9 protein-coding genes and 1 pseudogene are annotated in these 11,835 nt (G+C 57.0%); 3 read left to right on the top strand and 7 right to left on the bottom strand.

Annotation, left to right across the window (positions count from 1 at the left end):
- Positions 1 to 52: 52 nt before the first annotated feature.
- Entirely contained in the window at positions 53 to 967 is a 915-nt protein-coding gene (locus tag H5P28_RS16905; protein ID WP_185673678.1) for an IS3 family transposase, read from the bottom strand.
- Entirely contained in the window at positions 961 to 1,227 is a 267-nt protein-coding gene (locus H5P28_RS16900; RefSeq protein ID WP_185673679.1) for a transposase, read from the bottom strand. Before H5P28_RS16900 ends, H5P28_RS16905 begins: the two co-directional genes overlap by 7 nt.
- A gap of 100 nt (positions 1,228 to 1,327) precedes the next feature.
- On the opposite strand from H5P28_RS16900, the gene H5P28_RS16895 reads away from it, so the two are divergent.
- Positions 1,328 to 2,401 carry a hypothetical protein gene (locus tag H5P28_RS16895; protein WP_185676873.1) on the top strand — a complete coding sequence of 358 codons (1,074 nt, stop codon included), beginning with the start codon at positions 1,328 to 1,330 and terminating at the stop codon, positions 2,399 to 2,401.
- Positions 2,402 to 2,628: 227 nt separating this feature from the next.
- On the opposite strand, the gene H5P28_RS16890 is transcribed toward H5P28_RS16895, so the two are convergent.
- From H5P28_RS16890 to H5P28_RS16870, 5 genes are all read right to left on the bottom strand, one after another.
- On the bottom strand, positions 2,629 to 3,066 hold the full coding sequence (locus H5P28_RS16890) for a hypothetical protein (protein ID WP_185676872.1): 438 nt from the start codon (positions 3,064 to 3,066) through the stop codon (positions 2,629 to 2,631).
- Between the two features lie 188 nt (positions 3,067 to 3,254).
- On the bottom strand, positions 3,255 to 4,415 hold the full coding sequence (locus H5P28_RS16885) for a DUF3322 and DUF2220 domain-containing protein (protein ID WP_185676871.1): 1,161 nt from the start codon (positions 4,413 to 4,415) through the stop codon (positions 3,255 to 3,257).
- On the bottom strand, positions 4,412 to 7,843 hold the full coding sequence (locus tag H5P28_RS16880; RefSeq protein WP_185676870.1) for an ATP-binding protein: 3,432 nt from the start codon (positions 7,841 to 7,843) through the stop codon (positions 4,412 to 4,414). The genes H5P28_RS16885 and H5P28_RS16880 overlap by 4 nt, the downstream gene beginning before the upstream one ends.
- Complete coding sequence (locus tag H5P28_RS16875) at positions 7,836 to 8,528, bottom strand: DUF4194 domain-containing protein (RefSeq protein ID WP_185676869.1); 693 nt, start codon at positions 8,526 to 8,528, stop codon at positions 7,836 to 7,838. Before H5P28_RS16875 ends, H5P28_RS16880 begins: the two co-directional genes overlap by 8 nt.
- Positions 8,525 to 9,964, bottom strand: a complete 1,440-nt coding sequence (locus H5P28_RS16870) for a DUF3375 family protein (protein WP_185676868.1) — start codon at positions 9,962 to 9,964, stop codon at positions 8,525 to 8,527. Before H5P28_RS16870 ends, H5P28_RS16875 begins: the two co-directional genes overlap by 4 nt.
- A gap of 185 nt (positions 9,965 to 10,149) precedes the next feature.
- Between H5P28_RS16870 and H5P28_RS20155 the strand changes: the two are divergent.
- Both H5P28_RS20155 and H5P28_RS16865 read left to right on the top strand, forming a co-directional pair.
- Positions 10,150 to 10,296, top strand: a pseudogene (locus H5P28_RS20155) (DUF4236 domain-containing protein); the annotation flags it as partial.
- Positions 10,297 to 10,404: 108 nt separating this feature from the next.
- The gene (locus H5P28_RS16865) at positions 10,405 to 11,799 is read left to right on the top strand and encodes a hypothetical protein (RefSeq protein WP_246456482.1); all 1,395 of its coding nucleotides are present in this window, start codon (positions 10,405 to 10,407) and stop codon (positions 11,797 to 11,799) included.
- The last annotated feature ends 36 nt before the right edge of the window (positions 11,800 to 11,835 follow it).

Raw genomic sequence — 11,835 nt, 5'->3', positions numbered from 1 at the left:
TGGTCGGCCCCCACTTTTCGTACCAGAGCGATGAGACGCTGGCTGGGTAGGATTATGTTGGTTGGGTTATGGTTTGCGGGAGTGCTTGGTGCAGTGAGCCCGTAGGGCGAACGGAGCCAAGCACTGCCTTGGTTTGATGCCAGAGTTTGGCAAAGGCGTCGGGGGATATAAAGCCCAAACGGCTGTGCGGATGCTGGCTGTTGTATTTGCGTCGCCAGTTTTCGATGACGACGCGCGCTTCGGTCAGGGAGAGGAACCACTCCTGCTTGAGGCACTCGTCCTGCAGGCGGTTGTGGAAGCTCTCCACGTGAGGGTTTTGCCAGGGCGAGCCCGGCTCGATGTAGAGGGTTTTGATGCGTTTGGATTCCAGGTAGTCCTTGGTCGCCGTAGCGATAAACTCCGGCCCGTTGTCGGAACGGATGTGCTCGGGAGCACCGTGCTTGGCGATGGCTTTGTCCAAGGCCGCGACGATGTCGGCTGACTTCAGCCCGCGAGCCACCGTCAGGCTGATGCACTGGCGGGTAAACTCGTCGATCAGACTGAGCACCCGCAGAGGCGCTCCATTGTCGGTGCGATCCGCCACGAAGTCCCAACTCCACACGTGCCGCGGATGCGTCGCCGCGGTCGGGATCTTGCCGGTGGACTTGCCCTGACGCCGTTGCCGGGGGCGCGGCGGCTTCACGCCCAGCCCTTCAGCCCGGCGTACCTTTTGTACCAGCTTGCGGCTGACCTGCCAGCCTTCGTTGGCCAGCAGCGCTCGTACGCGACGATAACCGTAGCGCGGGTTGGTCCGGCTCACCGCGATGATCGCACGCACGAGGCGAACCATCTTGTCGGTGGCGGTTTTAGCCCGGTAGCAGAAGCTCGACCAGTGCAGACGAAGATACCGACAGGCGGCCCGTAACGAGCACGTTCCCGACTCGGCCACCTCGCGCACCGCTTCGCGCTTGTGCCCCGGGCTTACCATTTTTTTGCGTTTACCTGCTCCAGTACTTTGATGTTCAAAAGCTGGTCGGCCACCAGTTTCTTCAGCTCGGCGTTCTCGCGCTCAAGCTCCTTCAGACGCTTCACATCGCGCAGCTCCATCTGTCCGTACTTGCTCTTCCAACGATGGAAGCTCGCTTTGCTCACATTGTGCTCGCGGCAAACATCGTCCACGCTGCGGCCTTCGTCTGCCTCGCGCAGGAGCGCCACGATTTGCTCTTCGGTGTATCTCTTTCGTTTCATACTTCTGGTCGGGTTCTACCCGCCAGGGTCTCAAACGCAATGGTACGATTCTAGGAGGTCACGCCAGCGTCGCTACAATTACCATACAACAAAGCAGGCCTTGCCCAAGGCCCCCGAAGGTTTATCGGATGAAATCGTATTCAAGCAGGGCGATTATCTGGGGACAGAGCCTACTGATGCTTCAAGCGAATTGCCGCGTCTCACGACTTTGCCTCAAGAAGAGGGAGAACTCAGCGATTTGGCTCGGCGCTTCCATTCACGACTCAAAGACGAAAAAGAGAATGAATCGGGGTGGATCGAGTTAAAGGAGATTGATTTCCCGATAACCGAAATAACGCACTCACTAGCCTGGAGAGCGGCTCAAGCCTTTCATGCGTTGAACGTATACATGGAAAAGCTGGGTATTGAGTTTCAGGTCGGCGAAGAGCATGGAGGAATCGCATATGCCCGAGACGGAGAATCGCTGTCAGTAAGTATCAGTGAGCAATACATCGCTATTGATCCTAAGACTGGGGAGCCTTCTCCTTCGTCGCGATATCAAAAGCGGGAGAAACGTCCGACGGGCTGGCTGCGTTTGAGTCTGAGTAATCAGTACCGTGAAGAGGGACGTTCCGTGTGGAATGAAAGCCCGAAGCAGGAACTGGAGTGGATTATTCCAAATATGGCCAGCCGTATGGATGTTGTATTGCGCGAGCGGTATCTTGACCGCTTGGAAGAAGCGCGTTGGCGCGAGGAAGCAAGACGTCAGGAAGCGATCGAGAACCATCCAATACTGATTGAGAAACATAAAAAAGCGATTGTTTCAAATCTGGAGAAGGCAACCTATTGGTGGACCCGAAGTGAAGAGTTGCGTTGTTTTATGGAGGCGTGCCAGAGGCATTGGGAGTCTTCCCAGAATGGGAAGTTGACTAAGTCTCAGCGGGAATGGGTAGAGTGGGCGAGTGGGGCTATCTCGCAACTTTCGCCTTTGGGTAAAGGGTATCCCAATCCGGAGACAGACGGACCTATCGATTATGAAGCGTTACCTGTTGGTGGTCCTTATCCACAGGTGACTGAATTGCTGTCGATTCCGAGCTTTGAGATCGTTGAAGAAAAGCGGGGATACCAAGGGTATGGCTATTCTAGCAGCCAAAAGGAATATCGATATCCATTTTGGCTCAAACACCAGGGGTAGGCATACCGATTGTGCACCTATTACGTTTAGTCGGTCGCGATACTTTTAAGAAGCTATTTGCGTGGTGTTACGAGCGAAACTGTCTCATGGCGAAGACCTCCAGACTAGTTTATACAGTTCGTCTCGCGAAAGGTCGATCAATGCCATTTCCGAGACGAATAAGCATTCCATCGTACCCTTTCTAAGCTACGCGCTGTGAGATGGACGCAACCAGAGTGGTTTGATGGCTACATCGCCAAGCTGCTCGCAGCTTGGTGCAGTTCGCTGAGGGCCTTTTCCGCTTCCTCATACTTCTCTCTGAGTTCGGGGTGCTTGTTGAGCATTATATGTCCGCCGAGGTAAGTCGCAACGTGGTCAAGGGCGACGTAAGAGCGGTCCATGAACTCAAAGGCATCAAAATTATTCAGCGTTCGGTCTTCACTGGCCTCGACCAATTGCTCCTTCCCATCAACCGTTTTGAGTTCAAGTACGGGGCGACGACAAGCTTTCTGGAATAGATAAAGCTCGCCGCTCAGTTCATTCAGTGTTTCGCCAAAAGGTTTCACGGGTTGCTCCGTCCATTTTTCGATGGCTCCATCTTTACCATAATGAACCTCATGGATTTCGTAGAAATACTCATCCGTGGGTTGGTGATGCTTACAAATGACTCTGTGGTTGAAGCTCATGGTGATATTCGGGGGTGGAGAATTCAGCGATTTAACAAACGTAGGACTTTTTTCATGAGTGCCGACATTTGTGCAAAAACACGGGTGAATACATGGTTTTGTGGAAACGCTCAATACGTGGTAAATTGACGATGACTGAGGGAAAAACGGACGCATACGACGTGCCTTGAGCCATACGTGGAGTCCCACTACCTAATCTGACAGGCTAATATTTCTTTGGCGTGAGCATAGGGGATTTTCTCCTGCTCAAGGCGTAAATTCTCGGCGCAAAGCCGTTGGAGTAAATCAAGCTCGTTTGGGGTGAGGGCGCTGGAACTATCAGAGTCACGCCAAAGGGTGCCGCTGCCTTGGTTCTGGTATGTTTTCCATCTTATCAGGGTCTCATTGTCCATGAGCAGGGCGCGGGTGTGGGGGAATTTCCTGCGTATGCCTGCCAGGATGCGCAAGCCGTCGGCGTCGATGTCACCCCAGTAAAAGAGCTCCTTTTCGCTCAGCCAGTCGAGTGGGGCCAGGCGGTGCACGGCAAAGCCCTGGCCCATAATGGCAAGGGTGGCGGGCAAGGGGGGCAACGTGAGGAAGGTGATGTGGTTTTCGACGATGAGGACACGGCGAAATGCCTGAAATAAATCCTTGGCCCGGGCGAGTTCCTCTCCGGTGGCGGTGAAACGCTGAAAGGGAAAACCTGTCGAACAGGCAGCGTCGAGGGAGGAGACTTCGATCAGGCTGGTCTTGGTTAGAAGTCCAGCGCGCTCTTCGAAGTTTGCTCCTTCCGCACTCAGCAGGTCCGGGGCGATAAAGTTGAGTAGGGACTCCAGTAGCGCGGATTCTTGCTCGACCAGTTTGGTCGGGACGGGCAGGGGGATTTGTCGGGCAAAGAGGCGCGAGTCCGGATGCTCGCGGAGCCAGGCGGCGACGGTGAGTACCTGTTGAAAGCGCTCGGGCGGGCGGTCAAGGAAGCGCAGGTTCGAGGCGGCCCAGGCAGCGGCTCCGGGGAAATGTTTATCCACCGTATTTGCATTGGTGAGCATCCGGACGGTTTCAGCCTGTTTATCGACGTAGGGGAAGTAATGTTCGGCGCAGGCGAAGTAGAGGCGCTGCGGGAAGCTATTTTCCGCGTAGCGCACGGAGTTGATGAGTTTGGAATCTACGCTGTATCCGTAGCCCAGGGTCTCATGGCTTTGTGAGCGAATAGCCGCTTTCGTGTTCTGCCAGGTTGACAGTGGAGCGGTCGTGGCGGGGAGTTTTATGCGGATGGTGAGCGGAAAGACCGACTCGCCCAGGATAAGCCCTTTGACAACGTCGCGGTAGCGGTTTTGCGCTTTCTCGCGCAGTTGGCTGACGGTGATCATGATGCCTGGATCGTTGCCATGGCCTCACTGTATTCCTGTACCGTGAGGTTGCGCACGGTGGAGACTTCGCCCGAGCGCGTGACGATGTGGTAGCGCTCGACGTATTTCTGCACGAGGTGAATTTTCGAGTCCAGCGGCTGAATGATAATGAGTTGGAGGTGGAACTCCCGGAAGAGCTCCAGCAGGTATTCCGAAAACTCGTCGTCGGTCTTGCTGAACATCTCATCGACCACGACCAGGCGGAAGGTGTCGGACTGGCGCTCGTTGACAGAGATCCCGTACTGGTAGGCAATGGCGGTCGCAAGGATGGTCGAGGCGAGGCGGTTTTTCTCGCCGCCGGATTTGCCCGACGCGCCGTCATAGGTCTGCTCTCGCACCTCGGTCTCGCGGTTAAATTCGTCGGCCCGGAACTCGAACCAGTTACGCACGTCGATCACACGCTGGGTCCAGGTCTCGTCTTTCTCCAGCTCGCGCAGAAACTCTTCGATGTGCTTATACGTTTCCAGGCGGCTTTCATCGTTGTCTTGGGGTTCTGTGCTATTGGCCAGAGCGTACCGCCGCAGGTTGCGAAAACGCTTCTGGGCATCGTCGTGACTACGGGTGGGGACGAGTTGGATGTAGGTTCCCTTGCGCCGGTCGAAGTCGATTTGTCGGAGGTGCCCGTTGAGTTTTTCGATGCGTTTCTCAATGGCATCGGCGTGCGTGGTCAGGAGATTGTCGAAGTTGTGGACCTCGTCGATGGCGTTGGTATGCAGAAGCCTCCGGAAGCGATCTTCGGTTTTGGGCAGGTCGTCTTCGAGGATGCGCTGGCGCAGTCGTTGGAAGGGGGTGTAGAGACTGGCGTTGTAGCCGGGGAGCGCCAAATCACCGGAGGCGAGCTCATCGTGGAGGCGGGCGTCCTCGGTTTGCAGGCGCGAGAGGAATTGCTCCATCTCGTGCTTGATCGACGACGTGAGTTTGTTGCGCTGGCTAATGGCCGTTTGTCGATTTTGATCGATCTCTTTCTCCAGGTCGATGCGGGCTTCGTCGAGAGAGGCAAGCGAGGTGATGGGGAAGGCGAGCATACGGGCCAGCTCGCGATGATACGCGCGCGGGTCAAACTCGTCCGTGCGGGCCGCCTCAGCCGCGCCGATCAAGACCTGGCATTGATTGAGGCTTTTGTTGTTCGCACCCTGCTGGGTTTCGATGCCCCCGAGCTGACGGTTCAACTCGCTGCTGCGTGTGCGGGCCGCTTGTTCGAGGCGTTGGGCCTCCTTTAACTGATCGCGTAATTGCTGGATGGCGGCCGAGCCTTTTCTGAGGATGTCGATCTCCTGCCGAGCCTGCTCGATCTCCACGGAGACGGACTCCCAGTCGATGTCTTCCCAGCGCGGGGCGATGTCGGGGAGGCGGTTGGCGGCGTCGATGCGATTGCGAAGCTTTGCGCAGGACTCTTTTTGGCGGTTGCGGCTGACTTCCAGTTCACGTTCAGCCTGTTGCAGCGCACGGAGATTTTCCTCCAGCGCGCGGAGCTTGGCCTGATTGTCCCAGCCGAGCACGTCGTGGCTGCGGTCGCCGATTGGGGAGCGGTCGTCCTTGCGGCGTTCGCCCCCTTTCTGGCGGATGAGTCCGTTGAGGGTGAGTGCGCTGTCGGCGCGATGAAAGGCGTCACCGGGAGACTCGAAGCACTCGTGGGGAAAACGGTAGCTCAGCTCGCGCTCCAGCCAGGCGCGGAATTCCCCGGCGTCGGGGTGGATGTCGAGCTTGTTGGCGGCTGAGTTTTCCTTGAGCAAGGGATTGGGAGTGCCGCGCTCCTGGGCGTTGACCACGTGATAAACGACGAGCCCGCGCTGGTGCTCGCGGTGGACAAAGTCATCGACTTTCCAGCGTAATGACTCGGGCACGAGAATGCTCAAGGCAAAGCTCCGGGCCAGCCGTTCCAGCGCTCCTGTCCACTCCGGTTCGGACTCATGGACTTGCAACAGCTCGCCCGCATAGGGCAACTGCCCGGGCTGGACGCCGATGGCGCTGGCGATGCGGGAGCGGCGTTCGATGAAGTCGTTGGGGATGTTGTTGCGGCGGTCCAGGAGGCTGCGCACTTCGGTGTTGAGCGTGGCTTGGGCTTCCCGTTTTTTTCCCATATCGGCTTCAATCTTGCGCAGTTCCCCATCCGCCTTCTCGTGCGCGTCCTTGACGGCGGGAAGCTCGTGTCCGATGGCCTGCATGAGCGCAGCAAAAGAGCCCGCGCTATCGACCTGGGTGCCTTCTCGCCAGGTGAGCGCTTTCTCCTGGAAATTCTTTGCCCGCGTCTGCAAGGGCTTCAGACGGCCTTCAAGTTCCTCCTTCTTTTTTTCCAACTCGCGCAGGCGTCGGCCCTCGTCGCTTTGGTTGAGCTGATCTTTGAGGTCCTCGGCCCGGTTCTTTTCTTTCTCGGCCTGGAGATCGGCGCTCAGGATATCCGCTTTTATTGTCGCGTGCTGGGTCTCAAGGCGTTCTTGTTCCCGGCTGCGCAGTTCGTGTTCCTGATCGGCGAGGAAGAGGCGCAGGGATTCCTTGCGGGCGTTCCAGCGTTGGACATCCTTGTCGAGGAGGGTGATCTGCTCGTGCTGGTTGTGGAGTGAGTCAAGGATGGTGAGCCGTTCCTTGTCGGTGAGAATGCGCTGGTAGGTCAGGCGTAGTTCCTCAAAGTTTTTGCGCAGGTTGGCCAGCTTCTCAGCGGCCCCGCCGTCGTCGAGCATGTAATCACGAATGAAGCGGGTTAGGTTGGCAATGTCCTTGATGCAGATCGCCTGATTGAAGATATCCATCGGGCTCTTGTCCCGGGGCATATAGAGATACTCGTGGAAGCGCTGCGAGTAGGCAGTAAAGGTCTCGATCGGGTCGAGTCCGCGTTCGCGCAGGCGACCGCGTAGCTCGGAGGGGCTGCCGAGGTTATCAAAGTCTCCCGCTACGGTGAGGGCGCGGCGCTCGACCAGAAATGCGCGATCGATGCGGCCACTGGTGTTGATCCACAGGACCTGCGCAAGGGAGACGTACGTATTGAAGTTTTCGTTGTAAAAGACGGCCAGCAGCACGGTGTGGGTTTCGCCCGGCTTACGCAGATACTGCGTGCGGGTGTGCCCGAGGTCATCATCGTGCATCTGGGAGTAGGCCCCGAGGATGTAGTCGCGCTCGGAGCGTTCCTTCTTGCGCCGCTTCTGGTCCATCTGGCCGGAGGCCTGATTGTAGTTACGGCTGCGGCTGTCGATCAGCAGCGTGAGGATGGCGTCGGCCAGCGTGGACTTGCCGGAGCCGTTCGCGCCGGTCAACAGGGCGGTGCGACCGTCCGGCTTGATCGTGTGGATGCGGCCATGAAAGGTGCCCCAGTTGAAGAGGGAAAACTCGTGCAGGCGAAAACCTGCCGTGGAGCGGTCGGGGGCGAATTCAAGAATGCCTTGATCCTCATCCATGGTTGTTGGCGTCGTTGGCGGTTAAATCGTCAGGCTCGGATTGTTCCGGTTGGGAGACCTCGTCGGAGTCGTCCGGGGTGTCAGGGGCTTCGCTGTCCGCCGGGTCGTCCTCGACATATGCCCGGAGGCGGTCCCGGATGGCTTCAAGCTCTTGGATCGGGAGTTTGGTCCGCAGGATGGGCTCGACGCGGTAAATGGTCTCTGAGCGGTCGGGCAGCGGACGCAGGATGCCGATCTCCTGTAAGCGCCCAATGGCGCGGCTGATCTGCGTTTCTGTTTTCTTTTCGTCGGTGGAGGCGTGATAATAGGGGCGAAGCAGGTCAGCCAGTTGGGCGGCGTCGAGGTAGAGATTGGCTTCGCCTTCAGCGGACTGGTCATGCCGCAGCAGGCGCTCGCGCAGCAGGACCATGAGCAGGGTGGGGTGAAAGCCTAGTGGCGTGCGCCGCAGCAGGCGCGGAAGCGGGGTGGTGCCGGAAGTGTCATCTTCCTCGTCGGTTTCGGCCTGACGCAGGTAGGCGTACCCGGCGTCCTCGTCGATGACGACCTCCAGCCCCATCAGGGCATAGTGGCGACGGACGGCTTCACTCTCGATCCGGAGGCGATTCCATAGGTCCGTTTCTTCCTGATAGAGGGGGCCGGAGACGAGCCGGACGATGACGTGGCTGAGGGTTAGGGAAGCACTCATGAGCGTATGAAAATGATTTGGTCGAGTTCGGCGTAGCGCGGCTGGATCAGGCGGCACAGGTCGATTTGTTCGCGGGCTCCGGCCCGGATGAGGCTGCCCTCCCGTTCGGTTGCCACTATCAGGTAGCAGACCAGTTCGACGACCCCGTCCTTCAGGGGATGAAGTTCCAGCATTTCGCGCAGCGTTATTTGGGGGCGGTGTTGCAGAGCGTCCTCCACGCGCCGCCGGAAGCGTGGCAAGTCCAGCGGCTTACCGATTTTGGCGAGTTCGGCCTGCCAGTCATCGTCCCCGGGCGGGGAGTCCTCGATGCCGCCGAAACGACTCACGGCGGGACGTTCCCAGAAGGGCATCTCCATCAGATTATTGAAGCGCAGCGCTTCCTCCCACGAAAAAATCGCCTCCTGTGGTGGGGTGTCCCGGCACTGGTGGGCGAGGGCGCATATCTTGCGGAGCAAATCGCGCAGGTAGCGGGCCTCGCGGGCGGATTGTTCCTCGACGATGCGGCGCAATTGCCCGGAGATGCCCCGATAGGCGTCCTGTACGGTACTGACCTCATTGAAGAGACGGGCCAGCAGATTGTCAAAAACCAGCGTGTCGATACCCTGTTCCCGGGCGAGTGAGGTGGCGCGATCGATGAGTTGGGCCAGTTCCTCCCGACTCTCGACGGAGCGGACCAGTTGGCGAAAACCGAAATAACTGCGTCCTTGGTCGCGGCTGCGGAGGATTTCGTCTGCGTCAAGGGCGTGCTCGATCAGGTCGCCCTTGGACACCTGTTGCTCCAGGTAGAGCGCGTGCAGGTCGCGGGCTTGCTGTTTGAAATTGTCCTCAATTTCCCTGAAGTCGGCGAGGAAGGCCGTGAGCATGCCTTCCAGATCGTGCAGGAGGTCCTGAACCGTTCCCTCCGAAATCGTCTCCACGGAACCGGTTTCTCGGATACGGTTGATCTCGGCATCGAGGGCATCGCGCTGGCGCAATAACTCGTCAATACGGGCGCGCGGGTCGGCATTTGTGCCCTGATCGAGCCGACGAAGCTCGGTCATGATGCGCGTGAACCGGGACTCTGAGGTGCTGTATCCGCGCTTTTCCCCCTGCCGTAGGTCTTCCATCCACAGCAGGGCCTTTTCGCTGTGGCGGGTAAGCTGATAAACGTGACATCCGGACTCCTCCGAATAAAACCGTCTCAGGTAAGCACAGTCGTCCCCGCACCACTGGCGCAGGTAAGCCCGCGCATCCTGAGTGGGGGCGTTAGCGGTCGTTTCCTGGGCATACCTCAGGTTGTCGGCCAAGATGACTTCGAGGTCTTCTTCCGCAATCTGGTTATTGCCGTGTTCCTTAAAAGACTCGTAGAGGAAACTGAGTATAAAGGCTGCATGATCGCTGCGTAGAAGCTTCAGAACGGGCGAGTGCTCGAAATGGGGCTCGAATAGGGCTGTCATGGACGGGTAAAGTGGCGCAGGCTAGACTTGTGTGCATCCTTCTTAGGGTATGAACCTCTGGTTGTCACTCTGGTTTTGGCATAAAATGATTGATTTATGCTGGGGTACGTTATCTATGCTAACGTGTTGTTCTCGCTGTGGTGCGCTTTGCCGTGCCTGTCTCGAAAGTGTATTTTTCCCGCTGTATGGCCTTTTACATTCGCAAGAGTCTACGATTCGGACCGGTTCGTTTTAATCTCTCCAAATCGGGAGTAGGAGTGTCCGCTGGCATAAAAGGCTTCCGGGTTGGAACGGGCCCGCGGGGTAATTACGTCCACATTGGGCGAGGTGGAGTCTATTACCGTACTTCTCTCCCGTCGCCATCCCGTCCTATCCCTGACTCATCCCCTTCGCCTCGCCATGTCGAACCGTCAGCTTCGTCATCAATAGACGGTGTTGTTATGCTGGAAATTGATAGTGAGGCGACCGCTCAGATCGTTGACTCATCTTCTCAATCCCTTGTGCAGGAACTGCGGGATAAGCATAAGAGAATCCGTTTTGCGCCTCTTGGTTTGGTTGCTGGGATCATTATTTCGCTCCTCGGGTTTGCCGCGCCGCAACCTGTCTTCGGGCTTGTTTTGCTTTTGTTATCGATCGGGCTTTATTCTGTGCTGCGAGTCTATGATGCTCGGAGGAAGACCACCCTGATCTTTTATGATCTGACGGATGATGCGGTCGATGTGTTTCGGAATCTGTACGCGGCATTTAGCTCTCTATCGTCCGCTAAGAAAATCTGGCACATCCCCTCTGTGGGGAAAGTGCGCGATTCCAAATACCACGCCGGAGCGAATCGGCTGGTGACACGTAATCAGATTTCTGTGCATTTCGACAATCCGCCATTTGTCAAAACGAACATTCCTACGCCCTCGCTACGGGTCGGCTCACAAACTCTTTATTTCTTTCCTGACCGCATCCTGATCTTGGATTCAAAAGATATTGGCGGCCTGTCCTATGACAGCCTGAGCATTGATATATCCACCACTCGTTTTATTGAAGACGAAGGCGTGCCGCGTGATGCACGCACCGTCGGCCAGACATGGCGCTATGTGAACAAAAAGGGAGGCCCCGACCGTCGTTTTTCCAACAACCCCACGATTCCTATTGCCGAGTATGAGGACGTGCGGCTTACCAGCCGTTTCGGCCTCAATGAGGCTCTACACGTATCCCGTGTTGGCAGCTTTTCAAAAATCACCGAGTCCATTCGTGGTATCGGTGATTACATTGAGGCGCAGTCTGCCATTGGCGCTCACGCAGCGGGCATGGAGATACCTTCGGTAGAGGGAATGGAAGACAAATCCAAAGAATCTCAGGAGAAGCCAACTCTCGATAAACTTCCCTTTATCGCTATCGGCATTACCGCAATTTGCGTCATTCTGCTGATATTTGCATACTCGCCGCCTAAAATCCCTCTGACGAAAAAATCTGCGACGACTGCATCGCCGCCCCCCAAGGCACTTGCAGCTGGACCTGCTCAAATCAGTGCGTCTAAACCGCACGCTGAAGAACCTCCACAGCCTAAGACGGCAGAGACATTACTCCCGCCAACTATGCCCAAAGCGTCAAACCCGGTAGAGTACTTTTCCGAGAACACTCCGCTACCGGCAGTATTGGAGCTGAGTGAAACGTTGATGCTGACGTCGAAGGAATACGGAGTGCTAGGCCTAGGCGAGGGTCAGCAGGTTACGGTAACTGCACGCTCAGGCGAAACGCTCACAGTAATCAGCAACGGCCAGTCTTTCTCTGTGAACGCTAATGATCTCGCGAATGCCACCGTCGTTGCTCCAGAGGAAGAATAAATGGTGAGATTCAATGGGCGGATGAGCCAAAAAATA

The organism is Ruficoccus amylovorans (assembly GCF_014230085.1).
Classification (GTDB): Bacteria; Verrucomicrobiota; Verrucomicrobiia; order Opitutales; family Cerasicoccaceae; genus Ruficoccus; species Ruficoccus amylovorans.
Note: the sequence above shows the minus strand (reverse complement) of the source record. Positions and strands in the feature narration are given on the sequence as shown.